This window comes from Undibacterium sp. SXout20W (genome assembly GCF_049340285.1).
GTDB lineage: Bacteria > Pseudomonadota > Gammaproteobacteria > Burkholderiales > Burkholderiaceae_D > Undibacterium.
Map to the genome: position 1 here is coordinate 1 of NZ_JBMPPH010000031.1, position 16,078 is coordinate 16,078.

Below are 16,078 nucleotides of genomic sequence, written 5' to 3' on the forward strand. Positions count from 1 at the left end.
ATGGGCGATGAACAGCTTAAATCATCGTCCCAGAAAATGTCTCGGCTTCAAAACGCCGCACCAAGTATTTATGAAGCAGTTACAATCGCATCAACATGTGGTTGCACTTCGAAATTGAATCCGCCAAGTCTAATTCACCACAAAAAATCGACTATATACTTTTTCTAAGCAATTTATAAATACGCACGCCTTGCATGGCAAGCCCCCCTATGCTAATTAATACGGTGGTCGCCCTCTCATTAAATTCGCCAATCGATTTATCTCAATTACCTACTACCTTATGAAAATTATTCAAAAATACATTTTAGCTGCCACGTTTTTAATTACCACATCAATGGGTGTACTTAGTGTTGCGCAGGCACGAACACCACTCGTTTTATTAACGGACTTTGGACAGGCTGATGGTGCCGTTTCGGCGATGCGTGGAGTGGCATTTGGGGTTGATCCGCAACTAAATATTTCTGACCTTAGCCATCAAATTCCGACCTACGATATTTGGATCGCCGCTTATCGTCTGTACCAAACCGCCAACTACTGGCCGCAAGGAACAGTATTTGTGACTGTTGTTGATCCTGGTGTTGGGACGGAACGAAAATCCATCGTTTTGAAAACAAAGAATGGACGATATTTTGTTGGTCCTAATAATGGTTTATACACATTAATTGCTGAGCGAGACGGGATTGCTGAGATCAGAGAAATCGATGAGAAAGTGAATCGACTGCCAGGATCAGCCGATAGTTACACCTTTCACGGCCGTGATGTGTATGCATACACTGGAGCAAGATTAGCGGGCGACATTATTAAATTTGAAGACGTCGGTCCAGTGCTTGATCCTGTCATATTAACAAAAATTGACTACCAAAAAGCCAACCGCAGCGGTAACACTTTGCGAGGCAATATCCCGGTGTTAGATGTTAACTATGGCAATGTCTGGACGAACATCCCGAAATCCACATTGGATCAATTGTCGATCAATGCTGGCGATAAGTTGCAGGTTAGCATTTTTCATAAAGATAAAAAAATAAGCACGCTGGTTTTACCATTTGAAAACTCATTTGGCGGCGTCAAGGTTGGAAAACCGCTGGCGTATGTAAATAGTCTGCTCAATTTTTCATTGGCGATTAATCAAGGCGATTTTGCTAAAAAATATCATGTTGAGTCTGGTGCAGACTGGCATATCCAAGTTGAAAAATCAGCTTCTTCAAACAAATAGCAGAATTCTTTTCATCGCAAATCAAGTTGCTGCCATGATTTCAGTTCGATCACAGCAGCGACTTCAGTTGCTCTTAAAAGTAAACTTTTTGTCAGGAAATTTCCCAGAAATTTCATCTAGTGATCGACAGATTTTACCAACGAACTGACTATCTAAAAACGCTCCTAAGCGAATTACATCATGCTGATTATTAAAAATCGAATCCTTCGCCAAGCGCTCGCCGCTGCAGGTTTGCTCGCCTTCTATACGCCGAGTATCTACGCCAATGATCAGGGCAGCGAAACTGGTGCGGCGACGATCTCTATTATTGGATCACGTGCTAAAGCACGCTCCTTGTTCGATAGCGATGTACCTATCGATATTTTCACGGCAAAGGACCTCGAACGAGCAGGCAACACGGGAGAATTAGGTCAGTTGTTACAGAACTTGTCGCCATCCATCAACATGCCCAAGGCTTCGGCTAGCGGCACATCCGACACAATACGCACCATACAATTACGTGGCTTAGCGCCAGATGAAGTATTGATTCTGGTCAACGGCAAACGCTGGCATCCAAACGCGACCATGGATCAGGAAGGATTATTTCAAGGTACAGTGTCGGTCGATCTGAATGCGCTCCCAGTCAGTGCCATCGAAAGAATTGAAATCTTACGTGATGGTGCCGGGTCTCAGTATGGAAGCGATGCGGTTGCCGGTGTCATTAATATCGTCTTGAAAAAAGCGTCAAGCGGCACCGATACTTATGTGTCATATGGCGGCAATCACACCAACTTTTCGCCCTTAAATAAAACCATCACTGACGGGCAAAATTTTCAGGTGGGCGTTAATACAGGTTTGAAAATTGGCGACAAGGGCTACGTGCGTTTTGGGTTTGATTACCAGGATAAAAATGGCACGAATCGTGCAGGGCCATCGGCTGATTCTTCCTATAATGGCACGCCAGCGGATGAAGCGTTGGTCGGAAAAGTATTATTCAAATCTGGTGACCCACAACTGTATAACACCAATTTATTCTTTAACGGCGCACTTCCGTTATCCGACGACGTCGAGCTTTATTCATTCGCCACATATAATCAACGTCGCTCGCTGGGCATTGGTTTTTTCCGCTGGCCGGGTGACCCTGGTAATGTGCTAGCCGTGTATCCGAATGGCTTTTTACCTGTTAGCGTGAATCGTAGTAACGACTTTGGGGCGGTGGTTGGTGCACGCGGTGAGGTAGGTGAATGGAATCTCGATGTCAGCTTGCGGCTGGGTCGGAACTACTTCAGCTACGATCTTGAAAACACAATTAATTCATCACTGGATGGCGCCAGCCCGACACGCTTCCATTTGGCAAATTTCATCTCAACACAGCAAGGGATTAATATCGATGTTCATCGCAGCTTTGACGGTATTTTACCAACGCCGTTAAACGTCGCCATTGGTGCTGAATCACAACGCGACGCCTACCGCACTGAAGCTGGCGATCCGGCTTCGTATTTAGCTGGATCTGACACTAACGGCCTGCCGGGTGCTCAAGGTGACCCGGGTTTGCAGCCCTCGGACACGGTCAATTTGTCGCGCTATAACAAATCAGCGTATATCAATGTGGACAGTGATTTGAGCAAACATTTGTTGCTTGGTGTCGCGGCACGATATTCAAACATTGGCGATATCGGCGGCAAAGCGACTGGTAAAGTGTCTTTCCGCTATAAATTTTCGCCTGATTTTCTGGTGCGCGGTTCCATCTCGAATAGTTTTCGCGCACCAGAATTAGCGCAGGTTGGCTTTCGGAATACCGTATTAGGGTTTAATTCTGCGGGTCAATTGTCAAATGTAGCTTTGGTTCCTGCGACGGACCCTCTCGCACAAGGGCAAGGCGCGCAAGCCTTGAAGCCAGAATCGTCTGTCAACGAGACATTAGGGCTGGCATATCGCGCTCCGGATGGTACTTATCTGACACTTGATGCGTATCAAATCAAGCTCAAAGACAGAATCGCACTGTCGAGTCCGATTAGTATCAATGACCCTAACTATCCGACGCTGAACGCTGTTAATTTCTTGACGAATGGTCTTGATACGACAACCAAGGGCATCGAGACCGTAGTGCAACGAGATGTTGCTTTGGCTGATAGCAAACTTAGTCTGACCGCAGCTTTAAACTACAACCACAACAATCTTGATTCGGTACGTACAGGTATCGGCGGCACGCCATTATTCAATGCAAAGACCTTGTATGACTTAATGCATGCAACACCTAAAACAAAATTAGTTTTATCCGGTGATTGGCAAGTCAATCAATGGAACATCAACGGTCGGCTCACTCGTTATGGAACATTGTCTGTGATGTCTTATGACCCATCCAGCGCACCGTTTGAGTTTGATGCTGCCTGGACCTTGGATCTGGAAGCAAAATATACTTTAAATAAAACGACATCCATTTTGGTTGGTGCCAATAATTTAACGGACAAATATCCAACGCGCACGACTAATCCCAACGACAGTTATTCTGGCGCTTTTCCTTATAATTATGTATCACCTATCGGTATTAACGGACGGTATTTATATGCACGTTTGAATCATCAATTTTAAGAGAAATGAAGATATTTCCGCTGCCAGGTTATGCGTCTCTCCCGTTCTCAGGAGAAGTGTTCTAACGTAATGCTCCCCTCAATCGCGAGTGGGAGCGTGAGCGGGCGCGGGAGCGGAAAGGCACGGGTTCTTATGCATTTGTAGTTCTCATTCAACAATGGCCGATATAATGGGCAATATGACGGCCACTTCCCGGTTTACAATCGAAGCTGGTGTCACTATTTCATTCCAATCTATGGAGTCCTGATGAACTTTTCACGTTACACAATTCTAAGTGCAGCCTTACTAGGCTTCTCTCAGCTTGTCTTTGCAGCACAACCGGCGACCATCCGTGTCGATTATTTGCATAGCGGTAATGCCACCACAGAACAATATGCGCTGGAGCGCGTACTGGTCGAACCTTTACCTTGGCCGGGCAACGTAAAGCAGAATATTGATCACTCGAATCTCGGCAACAATAAAGTAGAGATCACCGATATAAAAACCGGCGAATTATTGTACTCGCGCGGTTTTTCTACTGTGTTTGGCGAGTGGAGCAGCACTGAAGAGGCTGGCAAAATCAGCCGCGGCTTCGAAGAATCTGTTCGTTTTCCAAAACCAGAACATCCGGTCAAAATTAGCATTTTCAAACGTAACACCGACAATGTTTTTACTCTTTCATGGAGTGTGGAGGTTGATACAGACTCTCAGGACGTGATCCGTAAACAAGGTCCAGCACCAGTCAAACCAATCCCAATTCGTGTCTCAGGCGCGTCACCAGACAAGGTGGATTTATTAATTTTAGGTGATGGCTATACTGCTGCAGAAATGCAGAAATTCAAAGCGGATGCCACCAGATTGAGCAAACATTTGTTTGAAGTCTCGCCGTTTAAAGAACACGCAAAAGATTTTAACGTCTGGGCGATGGCGGTACCGACACAAGAATCCGGCGTTTCTCGTCCATCGACGGGCGTTTATCATGCGTCCGCTTTGGGAGCCCGTTATGATATTTTTGGCAGTGAACGTTATGTATTGACGACAGACAATCGTGCTCTACGTGACATCGCACAATATGCGCCTTACGAGTTCATCGAAATTCTAGTGAATAATGAAACCTATGGCGGCGGCGGTATCTTTGGTCAATTCAGTACCGCAGCAGCAAAAAATGACTGGGCCAATTATTTGTTTGTGCATGAATTCGGCCATCATTTCGCTGGTCTCGCTGATGAATACTACACATCCCCAGTAGCCTATCAGCCAAGCGCAAATAAAGTCGAACCGTGGGAACCCAACGCGACTGCGCTGCTTGATCCAAGCAATCTGAAATGGAAAGACAAAATTGCTTCGAGCACACCAGTGCCTACGCCATGGCCCAAACAAGCTTATGATGAACACGCTAAAGAATATCAAAAAACTCGTGCTGAACTCAGAGCAAAAAATCGCCCGGAATCAGAAATGAGCGCGCTGTTCAAAGAAGATTTAGCGTATAGCAAAAAACTATTTTCTGAAGCAAAATTTGAGCATATCACTGGCGCATTTGAAGGTGCCAATTACGAATCCCATGGTTATTACCGCCCTGCCATGCAGTGCATCATGTTTGATCGCAGTGACAAATTTTGCGATGTTTGCAGTGCTGCGGTAGAGAAAGTCATTCAAATGTATTCAACACCAGGGCTTGTGCAAACAAAGAAATAATACGAAGGTAAAGAGCTGCTAAAATTGATCTACTCAATACGTTGATCAGCAGCTCTTTTTATCGCTGAATTCCACCTATACAGCAGCCATCTTCGTTTTGATCGTTTTGTTGTTTTGTAATTATTACTTTAGTTACAAGATCATCCCTCCCCTTGCTCCTTTGTAGCAAAAAATCGACAAACCGATTTCATTCGCTTACAACCTCCTACGATACGTTACTTTCACGACGACAACTTTATTTGCGAAAGTAGCGTTACTTCCTTTCGCAAAAGTTTGCTTCTTTTACATAAAAAGCAAATTCTGAAATGCGGCTTTCTTCCATGAAAACCATTGCCAAATCAAAAACAATGCCAAGTTCAATTTCAAAAATCGATGTTCACTCTTGCCTCTCAGCGCTACCTTTTTTATTGCTTTTTGGAATGCTGATTGCACAACATTTCAAAATCAATCGATTGGTCAAAGCATTAAAAGATTTTCCTGACAAAAAGAAAATTAATGAGATAAAAATGTCAATTATTGAACACAAATTTCAAACCATGGAGGACTTTGATGAGCTTCATCGAATGCTACGAAATGAAACAAATATAGCGCAAAATTTGTTCCCCAAAAGTAATTAATGGGACAAAATTAAAGAAACTCAATCATGAAAATCGGTCATTAAATCAGCGTATCTGAAAGCCAAGCAAAAGCAGAAGCAGAATCAGGAGCAGAAGCAGAAGCAGAAGCAGAAAAAAGTAGTTCGATATTTATCAGGTTTCATCGTTACCTTTGTAGCTTCAACCGAACAAAATCCGTTCAATTTAGTAAGGGACACTTGCATCATGAAAAACCATCAATTTACCTTAACGGCCATCGTGCTTGCCTGCCTTTCTGCATGCGGCGGCGGTGGCGGCTCATCCACATCGTCAACATCTACCCCCACACCGGTTTCTATAGCACCACAATCGGTCAATGTGCCGATCATGCTGAGCGATGCGTCTTCCGATGATTGGTCGGCAATTAACGTCACCATCAACGCCATTACCTTTACTGACTCGAATGGTAACGTCACTGCGAATTTATTGAGTACTCCTTGGAGCGGGAACCTCGAACAATTGGATAATCTGGCCGAGCAACTCAACTCGGCCACACTCACCGCAGGTACAACCTACGTCAGCGCGACGCTGACTTTAAGTGCAAATCCTGGCGATATCGGACTGACAGTCGCGAGCGATCCAGAATCTGGATTCCCTGAAGCTCCTGGAACAGTCATACCAAAAAGTCGTATCGTGATTCAAGGTGCAACGGGTGCAACAGGCAGCCAGACAGTTACCTTCAACGTTAAATTTGCCGCCCCATTTGTTGCTCCGCAAGCGACCTCAGCAACGAACCCAGCACCAGCGGCAGGCACGACAACGACTGGAATCAATGTCGACTTTGATCTTAGCCATCCAGCTTTCATCATCGGACATGTACCAGCAGGTGGCGGCAATACTATCTGGGCGATCAACTTCAATGGTCCCGTAAAACATAAGCCAGTAAGCGACTTGACGCATCTGGTTTTACGTAACGTGTACGGCAGTGTGACATCGCTTTCCACCACAGCAAAAACCATCGTCATCGAGCGTGACACGGGCGCTATATCAACAACTGGAGGCGGTAATACGTTCACACCCGTCGACACAGGAAAAGCCGCAACCTTTAGTCTCGATAGTACCAATGGAACTTTGTTCTACGATCTCGATAACAGTGCAAATAACGCGACCATTAAGGACTTCTCTAGTGCAACAGTTGTCGCCGCACTACAAAAAACAGGTGAGTATGTAAGGATCGCCGCACGTTACCAGCAAGACGGAACGTTGGTCGCGACGCGCATCTACGCTTCGACTAGTTTCAATAAGGTATTCGTGAGTCCGGAGGGGCATGTGACTCACACAAACCAAGCTGGTACGAGCATTGTGGTTGACAATGCTGATGGTAAACCGATCAACGTAATCATTGATCCAACCACTCAGTTCTTCTTCCGCAGTCCGAATACCGCAACAGATACGAACGTCATCGGAACAGGTCCGGGGTTCCTGACGATCCACAATCTGGTTCGTGGATTTAAAGTAAAAATCACTCCAGTCGATGTCACTGCAGCGACGCTGCATGCCGCAACTGTTGACATTGAATCTGCACCATATTCAGGAACGATCAATAACGTCACGCCGACTGCATTCAATCTCAACAGTAATTACCCAACAAGCAGAGATAACTATATTGTTAATCTTACTTACATCAGTAACAACACAGCAAATGGTGCAGATCCACTCAACCCGGCGACAACAATTAATGGATTCAAGTTCTGGAATTACGCTTATCCAACGATTGTGACCTATACAACGTCGGCAACCAATGCCATTAGCAAATTTGTGACAACGACGAGCGGCAATGGTGGTGGAGCAATTAATTTTGGCGGCACAAGCCCGATCGTCTATAACGCGTCAGCACTATCATACGCAACCTGGGGTGATCCAGCTAAACCAAGTGGATGGTCCGCACCGTACGCAATCTTGCAACCACAAACGATTCCTCATACTACTGTTGCGAGCGCCCTGGTACCTCAAACAGGTTCTGCAAATAATTACACATTTGCAATCAATGCATCGGGTGGCACCAAATCTGTGACGGTAGGCTTAAGTGCGGTAACTGGTTCAGCGACACTGGTTTATCAGGTAGATCGTTCAGGCGATCAGGTCACTGTGAGTCCTCTGGACATCACGACGACCACAGGGATTGCTTCATTAATTGGAGGATTAGTAGCTGGTAACAAGGTTGAAGTGACCGGTGTACCGCAGTCAGATGGCACCATCAGCGCCTACACAATCAAGTACTTTACGGGTTCTAACGCACCATCTAAGTAAGGTACGAATAGGTAAATACGTCACTACTTCGAAAGCCGCTTAAGTTAAATTTAAGCGGCTTTTGATTTTTTAAATATGTAAAAACTTACCCTTTTGCGTTCTCCATTCATTGAGGATCTCGCTGCCGTGGGCGTCCCCTCTCCCGTTTGAAATTGGTTCCAAACCGCCATTCAACTTTCTAGTAGCAATTCAAAAAATGCAAATTTGTAAGCTTGCGAGCTTTCAATGTTGAGCGAATTTAACGAAAATTTATGCCACTGAAGTTGCAGCCAACCTACACCTTGCAATGCAATTGACCCAAATCGGAGTTACTAATTGATTATCATGGAGCATCTGGATCAATAACAGCTTATGATTGCGAAAACTAATCTCTCCTCCTACCGAAATCTAAAATGAAAAATATTTCTCGTGGTTTAACTCTGAGCGTTCTGCTTTTGGGCACAAGTGCCAGTTATTCTCAAGAAAATCGTATCGATACGATTCGGCCTGACGCTCCAGAATTAGCCCACTACGGCAACCAACAGACCGGTGTTACGACATTCCAATTCATCCACGCAAATCAAGCCGATGTATTAAAAGCCAGAGCAGGAGAGGCAATTCCGACCTATGACAGGCCACTCACCGTTGAGGTCTGGTATCCAGCAAAATTGGCCGCTGGCCAACAGCCAGGCAGCACCATAAAGACCGTTGGACGTGATGGCGTCACGCCCGTATCGTTGTGGGGTCGAGCCGTACGAGATGCGCAGGCTGACGTTACAAATGGTCCTTATCCACTGCTCATTATTTCGCATGGCTATCCGGGCAATCGCTTTTTACTTAGCCATCTCGCCGACAACCTCGCCAGTAAAGGCTACGTCGTTGCTTCCATTGATCATACCGACAGCACTTACAGTGATCAGGCTAGCTTCAGCAGTACACTGCTCAATCGGTCATTGGATCAGTTGTTTGTCTTAAATGAAATGGCAAAACTAAACGAGAATGCCAAAACTGGTTTGAAGGGAATCATCAATGCCAATGTTACTGGATTAATAGGTTATTCAATGGGTGGTTATGGGGTGGTCAATACCGTAGGCGGTGGCTTGAGTGAGGCCGCTGTGAAATCACCATTAGGTGTTCCAAACGGCGGTCTCGCCGTTCGCGAAACAGGAAATGCCGAATACCTTGCATCAATCGATCAGCGCATTAAAGCAGCCGTCGCCTTTGCCCCATGGGGATGGAATGTAGGGATATGGGATAAGCAAGGCTTAGCTGGAATAAAAACACCTATATTTTATATTGCTGGCAGCGTGGATGATGTGTCTGGCTATGCACCGGGTGTCAGAAATATTTATGAAAACAGTATCAATGCGCCGCGTTATTTATTGACCTTTGAAAATGCGAATCATAATGCCGGTGCGCCTATCCCTGCACCAAAAGAAACGTGGAGTTATTCTGAAAAACTTCGCTTCGTGCCAGCGGAGCATTATATGGATCCTGTCTGGGATAATGCACGCATGAATAATATTTCCCAGCATTTTGTAACGGCATTTTTAGATAAATTTCTCAAAAATGCGGCAGATAAAGATGCTTACCTACGTTTAATAGAACATGCTAAAGATGGTAAATGGTCAGTTGCCAAGGATGGGACTTACAATCCAGATCACACTTACTGGAAAGGCTTTAAGGCTCGTACCGCGGTGGGTCTGCGTCTTGAGCAAGCACAACCTTAAGCGCAATAAAAACAAAGGTCAGTAGGATAATTTTCAAACGGAAGCAAGGTCATATTTTTGCGATTGCGTAAGGGAAAGTGATGCAAGTTTTTAAAAAATTGCCATTCCGTGTTTATATTTTTTGCTGTTTAAGCGGCTTGATTTTCGCGTTCGCTATTGGTATCTGGCAATTCCAAAATATGGGACAGATTATTTTGGATGAGGCGAATAGCAATTACTCCGACACAGGCAGATATTTAGCCAGCGCTGTGCAAGCAATTTACACGCCGGCGAAAAATCAAACAGAAATACTGGCTGAATCGATGCCTGTTCCTGGAACAACGATTGATGCCAGACTCAGGCATACCGCATATCTCGCCAAAACGCTATCAAGTATCCCTTCTGCGAAGGCACTCTTCGTTGGTTACGCTAGCGGTGAATTTTTTCTGCTGAGAAAACACCAAGAAAACGATACGATTAACGATGATTTCGTAGCGCCGGCAGGCACAGAGTGGCTCGTCTACAGTACTAATTTTGAACATAAAATTCTTACGGATTACATTCTCAGTTTCAATGCAAAACTACAAGAAACTAGCCGTAAAAAAATTTCCAGGAGAAATTTTGATCCGCGCAATACGCTTTGGTATCAGTCTGCAGTGAATGATTATCGACAAGAGTCAGATCATGCTAAGGTCACGAAGCCCTATTTCTTTTTCTCCAATCATCAAATTGGCATTACTTATTCCGAAAAAATTGCGGATGCTGATGCCGTTATTGGCATTGATATCGAATTACCGACATTATTAGAGACCCTCACAAATAATAAATTAACGCCGTCAAGCAGGGTCGCTTTAGTCGATGAGAATGCACAAATTCTTGCTATGCAACGTGGTCAAAAACCACCATTCAGGCCGAAAGTCATCGAAGACAAAGATGGCACACTCCGCTTACCAAGCTTATTGGATCAAGATGCGAACGTACTGAAAACACTTTTCAAGCAAAAGTTAAATCAAGGCACAGCGTGCCAAACGCTTGAGATGGAAGATATCACCTGGGCGACCTACAAACAGCAAATTAACGTCCCCGGCGGTCAGCCATTGACACTACTCATTGCTAGCCCTCACAGAGAATTATTGTCTGAAATTACCGCGATGCGCAAACAAAGTGTCATTATCTTTGCTGTCATGTTTGGGATCGCCGTAATGATGGCGATCTGGTTTTCAAAACGAATCAGTCAACCGATCCTGCAGTTGGCTAAAGAAGCCAATAAAATTGCGCATTTTGATTTCAACAGCCCAGTCAAGATCGATTCACCTGTCAATGAAATCTCCGCATTATCGTTGTCGATGACGGGTATGCGCTCGACGATACATTCATTTTTGGACATTGCCAGCAACCTTGCGGCTGAAACAAATTTTGATACCTTATTAGGCAAGGTATTACGGGAACTGTCCGAAATTACGATAGCAGATGCAGCGATTTTATATTTATACGATCCTAAAACAATCGCGCTAGAACCAGTTCAACGCTTCCATGATCATCAGATCACTGCCATTTTGCCCACATCGAATGGATCAAAACAGTGCATCAATCTCAGTGATTCCCATCCACTAGCACAGATTTGTAACGCCAAACTCAGTGATACTGCAAGCAATAATATTTCCTCGGTTCTACGCTTAGACACAGAAAATGTGACAAATTTCTTTGGTGAAATTGTTGGGCGCTTACCAGAAAGTACGCTGATTTCAGTGCCTCTCAGAGATAGAAAAAATCAACTGGTAGGTGCAATCGCCTTGTTCATCAATGCCAGGAACATTGATATGGGCCGTCAGACAATGGCGGAAGCTGTTTCTGGTACTGCCGCCGTGGCGATCGAGAATCAACGCTTGATCCAAGAGCAAAAAGCGTTAATCGAAGCCTTTATCCAGGTACTGGCAACGGCAATTGACGCGAAAAACCCGATTACCGGTGGCCACTGTCAACGCCTGCCTCTCATCGCAAAAAGTCTGGCACAAGCAGCTTGCAATGAAACAACTAGGTTTTCGCTGATTTCAATTTAACTGAAGCGGAATGGGAAGAATTACATGTAGCCGCATGGTTGCATGATTGCGGCAAAATCACGACGCCAGAGTATGTTATCGACAAAGCGACCAAATTAGAGATTTTATACGATCGAATCCACGAAGTGCGTATGCGTTTCGAGGTCATCAAACGTGAGCTGGAGATTGATTACTGGAAAGCGATCGCCGCAGGCGGTAATGCCGATGTGCTGAAGCCCGAACTTATTCAAGCTCTTGCCGACGTCGATGATGATTTTTCGTTCATTGCTACCTGTAATACGGGGGGCGAATTTTTGAGCGCAGAAAAAATAGCGCGTATTGATCAGATTTCCGAAAGACGCTGGAAACGCACCCTGTCGGACCGCATTGGTATATCGGATGAGGAAAGACAGAGAAAAAATCGTACGCCAGACGCTGGGTTACCCGTCATAGAAAAAGTGCTGGACGATAAAGCGGAACATATTTTTATGCGCGATCAGCACGACACGATTCCGGCAGATAACCAATGGGGCTTCAATATCAAAGTGCCCGAATACCTTTATAACCGTGGCGAACTAGTTAATCTGAAAGTCGTACGCGGCACACTCTCCGAAGAAGAACGTTACAAGATCAACGAGCACATTATTCATACCATTATGATGCTGACCCAATTGCCATTTCCGCGCCATTTGAGTCGTGTGCCTGAAATCGCCGGCGGCCATCATGAAAAAATCAATGGCACAGGATATCCAAAAGGTTTGCATGGAAAAGACATGGGTACCACCGCAAAAATTATGGCGATCGCAGATATTTTTGAGGCACTCACTGCCGCCGATCGTCCATACAAAAAAGGAAAAACTCTTTCTGAAGCGATCAAAATTATGAGTTTCATGCAACGCGATCAACACATTGATAGTGAGTTATTCGCCCTTTTTCTGCGCTCTGGTGTTTATCTCGACTATGCAAAATTACATATGCGGCCAGAGCAAATTGATCAGGTTGATATTCAAGCGTACCTCTGAATCACACTATTTGAAAAGTCATTCCCGTGCGACAATTGCATGATCTCATTTGTTGCCTTCATTCTTTATGTCGATCATCAACGAAAATTTGAAACGCTTTTTATGTCTATTTTTAGGTGCGGCGCTGGCTACCGATAGCATAGTATTGATGCTATGCGGCGTTTTTGGCTTTGGCGTATACCTTCCTTTAGGTGTGTCTGTTTTTCTACTGGCGATTGGCCTGAAATGGCAGCCTATACATTACTGGCTAAATCAAAAAAAATGGCGTTTGCAAGTATGGTGCCTAGGATGGACCGGCGCGGGAATATGGCTCGCCAGCGTAGCAGTATTTTTCTACTTTATTCAAGTCAACCATGATACTGAGATCAACCGTATTCAAGGTCCGGTAAAAACCATTATTGTCTTGGGCGCCAATGCCAGCAATTGCAAACCAAATGCGACTTTGCGTGCCCGCGTGGATTTGGGTTTAGTTTGGGCAGAACGTTTGCCTGATGCAAAAGTTGTTGTCAGTGGCGGTCTCGATCGCGGAGAAGAGTGCACGGAAGCCGAGGCAATGGGTAACTATTTGCGTGCACGAGGCTTGGCACCCGCACGCATTCTGCAAGAAGAGCGCAGTACGAGTACGTTTGAAAATTTTGCAATGAGCAAGAAGCTCATGGCCGACAACAAGATCACGTCATCGGAGGGACTATTAATTGTTACCAGCGACTTCCACAGCGTAAGGTCACATTACATTGCCCGCAAAGCTGGCTTCAATAATACTGCAAGCGCAGGTGCGGAGACCCCATTAAGCGTCCGCTACAACAATTGGCTACGGGAATATTTTGCGTTTATCAGTGGCTACATCCTCGGCGAATATGCAGGCAGATAACAACTTCTGCCATAGGAAGCTTGACTGAATAATCGGTACGATTCTACACTCGTGGATTCAGGTTCCTTTTATCCGATCAGGAGTGCACTATGGCTACGCAACCGCTACGACTCGCATCTTCTTTGTTACTCTCCTCTCTGTTGTTGTCAGCTTGTAGTCCCTCATCGAAAGAACCAACAATTGGCGCCGCTAGCCCGGCGACGATCAAACTTCATCAAGATAGCGTACAAAAGCTCTCATTAAATGATCAAACCGACTTCGTGAATGCGAAACGCGGTCTGATAGCGCGCCCTGAAGGTAAAATCATGGGACCGAATGGCGATGTGCTGATTGATTTTGATGCGTACCAATTTATTCAAGGTGAGGCACCAACCACCGTGAATCCCAGCTTGTGGCGACATGCAAAGTTAAATGCGGAGCTTGGCTTATTTAAAGTCACTGACGGTATTTATCAGTTACGCGGCTTTGACATCTCTAATATGACGATCATCGAAGGACAAACTGGTTGGATCATTGTCGATCCTCTGACGTCAAAAGAGAGCGGCGCAGCCGCATTGGCATTTGCCCGCAAACACTTAGGCAACAAAGACGTTTCGGCCATCATTTTTACCCACAGTCACGCGGATCATTTCGGCGGCGTTTTAGGCATTGCAAACCCTCAGGAACTTATTGATCGCCATATACCTGTGATTGCGCCAGATGGCTTCATGGAGGAAGCGACGAGCGAAAATGTTCTGGCAGGTACAGCCATGGCACGTCGCTCGATTTATCAGTTCGGTAAAAATTTACCTCATTCTGCCTCGGGCAATATCGACACGGGCCTGGGCAAAAATGTTTCCTATGGCACGATAGGGGTAGTGCCTCCTACACGCTTCATCACGAAAACCAGCGAGGATGTCAACGTCGATGGTGTGGCGTTTACGTTTTACAATGTCCCTGGCGCGGAGGCACCAGCAGAATTGACCTTTACTATTCCAGAAAAGAAAGCTTACGCTGGTGCTGAAATTTTGGCGCAAACGATGCACAATTTATTACCAATTCGCGGCGCCAAAATACGTGATGCCCAACGCTGGAGCAATTATCTCGATCAGGCTCTTGTACATAGTGCCAAAGCTGAAGTCTACTTTGGTCAGCATAACTGGCCAGTATGGGGACATGACCAGATTAGCGAATTCATTACCAAACAGCGTGATACCTATCAATACATGCACGATCAAACTTTACGCCTGATGAATGCCGGCATGACACCTTTAGAGATTGCCGACAGCATAAAATTACCAAAATCCCTGGAAACGTATTTCTCTGCTCGTGGTTATTATGGTGACCTGCGTCATAACGTCAAAGCAATTTACCAATTTTATCTCGGTGCCTACGATGGTAACCCAGCACATTTAAATCCCCTGCCACCGCAAGATGTAGCCAAGCGCTATGTAGCATTAGCCGGAGGTGCGGATAAAGCTTTAGCAGCCGCGCAATCTGCTTTTGATCAAGGCGATTATCGTTGGGCAGCAGAGTTACTCAATCATGTCGTTTTTGCGGATTCTGGCAATACCAATGCCAAAGAACTACTTGCTAAAACCTACGAGCAGATGGGCTTTCAGTCAGAATCAGCGACCTGACGCAATAGTTATCTGACAGGTGCTGACGAACTGCGCAACGGCCCGCCAAAAAAAGGGATAAACCGTGCCTTATTGATCGAAATGCTGCAGCAAACACCGATTGAACGATTTCTTGAAGCAATGGCAGCCGGCTTAGATGGTCCCGCCGCGGAGGGTAAAAATCTAAAAATCAATCTAGTACTTACTGATACCCATGAATCCTATGTACTTTGGATAGAAAACGCAGTCCTGCACCATCAAAAAATTGCCCCTGCGTCAGACGCCAATGCGACCTTGAAACTGACTAAAGACATTTTTATCAAGATGATGGCGGGTACTGCCGGTGTTAAAGATACCTTGCTTAGCGATGATTTGAAAATTGAAGGCAGTAAAATTGATCTGGTGCGCTTTTTTGGTCTCATTGACAAAGCGACTGGAAGCTTCGCTATCGTGACTAAATAAGCTATCTAAGCTATCTAAGCTATCAGTATCAGTTGATGCACGTACAACCGAAGCA

At 45.3% G+C, this 16,078-nt stretch carries 11 protein-coding genes and 1 pseudogene; all 12 read left to right on the forward strand.

What is annotated here, in order from left to right; translation table 11 throughout:
• Window positions 1–118, forward strand: a pseudogene (locus tag ACO0K1_RS14555) (IS30 family transposase); the annotation flags it as partial.
• A 162-nt stretch (window positions 119–280) separates the two neighbouring features.
• Window positions 281–1,213 (forward strand): SAM hydrolase/SAM-dependent halogenase family protein, encoded by a 933-nt coding sequence (locus ACO0K1_RS14560; RefSeq protein WP_423026949.1) that lies wholly within the window; start codon window positions 281–283, stop codon window positions 1,211–1,213.
• A gap of 180 nt (window positions 1,214–1,393) precedes the next feature.
• Window positions 1,394–3,784 (forward strand): TonB-dependent receptor plug domain-containing protein, encoded by a 2,391-nt coding sequence (locus ACO0K1_RS14565; protein ID WP_423026951.1) that lies wholly within the window; start codon window positions 1,394–1,396, stop codon window positions 3,782–3,784.
• A gap of 246 nt (window positions 3,785–4,030) precedes the next feature.
• A complete protein-coding gene (locus tag ACO0K1_RS14570; protein WP_423026953.1) occupies window positions 4,031–5,458 on the forward strand; it encodes a M64 family metallopeptidase in 1,428 nt (475 codons plus the stop codon).
• A 320-nt stretch (window positions 5,459–5,778) separates the two neighbouring features.
• Window positions 5,779–6,075, forward strand: coding sequence for a hypothetical protein (locus ACO0K1_RS14575; protein WP_423026955.1), 297 nt, complete (start codon window positions 5,779–5,781; stop codon window positions 6,073–6,075).
• 204 nt (window positions 6,076–6,279) lie between these two features.
• On the forward strand, window positions 6,280–8,343 hold the full coding sequence (locus ACO0K1_RS14580; RefSeq protein WP_423026957.1) for a DUF4382 domain-containing protein: 2,064 nt from the start codon (window positions 6,280–6,282) through the stop codon (window positions 8,341–8,343).
• Between the two features lie 392 nt (window positions 8,344–8,735).
• On the forward strand, window positions 8,736–10,052 hold the full coding sequence (locus ACO0K1_RS14585) for an alpha/beta hydrolase family protein (protein WP_423026959.1): 1,317 nt from the start codon (window positions 8,736–8,738) through the stop codon (window positions 10,050–10,052).
• 80 nt (window positions 10,053–10,132) lie between these two features.
• On the forward strand, window positions 10,133–12,091 hold the full coding sequence (locus ACO0K1_RS14590) for a GAF domain-containing protein (protein ID WP_423026961.1): 1,959 nt from the start codon (window positions 10,133–10,135) through the stop codon (window positions 12,089–12,091).
• A gap of 131 nt (window positions 12,092–12,222) precedes the next feature.
• A complete protein-coding gene (locus ACO0K1_RS14595; protein WP_423026963.1) occupies window positions 12,223–13,092 on the forward strand; it encodes an HD-GYP domain-containing protein in 870 nt (289 codons plus the stop codon).
• Between the two features lie 67 nt (window positions 13,093–13,159).
• On the forward strand, window positions 13,160–13,963 hold the full coding sequence (locus tag ACO0K1_RS14600; protein ID WP_423026965.1) for a YdcF family protein: 804 nt from the start codon (window positions 13,160–13,162) through the stop codon (window positions 13,961–13,963).
• 89 nt (window positions 13,964–14,052) lie between these two features.
• Complete coding sequence (locus tag ACO0K1_RS14605; RefSeq protein ID WP_423026967.1) at window positions 14,053–15,582, forward strand: alkyl/aryl-sulfatase; 1,530 nt, start codon at window positions 14,053–14,055, stop codon at window positions 15,580–15,582.
• 81 nt (window positions 15,583–15,663) lie between these two features.
• A complete protein-coding gene (locus ACO0K1_RS14610; protein ID WP_423026969.1) occupies window positions 15,664–16,023 on the forward strand; it encodes an alkyl sulfatase C-terminal domain-containing protein in 360 nt (119 codons plus the stop codon).
• Window positions 16,024–16,078 lie beyond the last annotated feature (55 nt).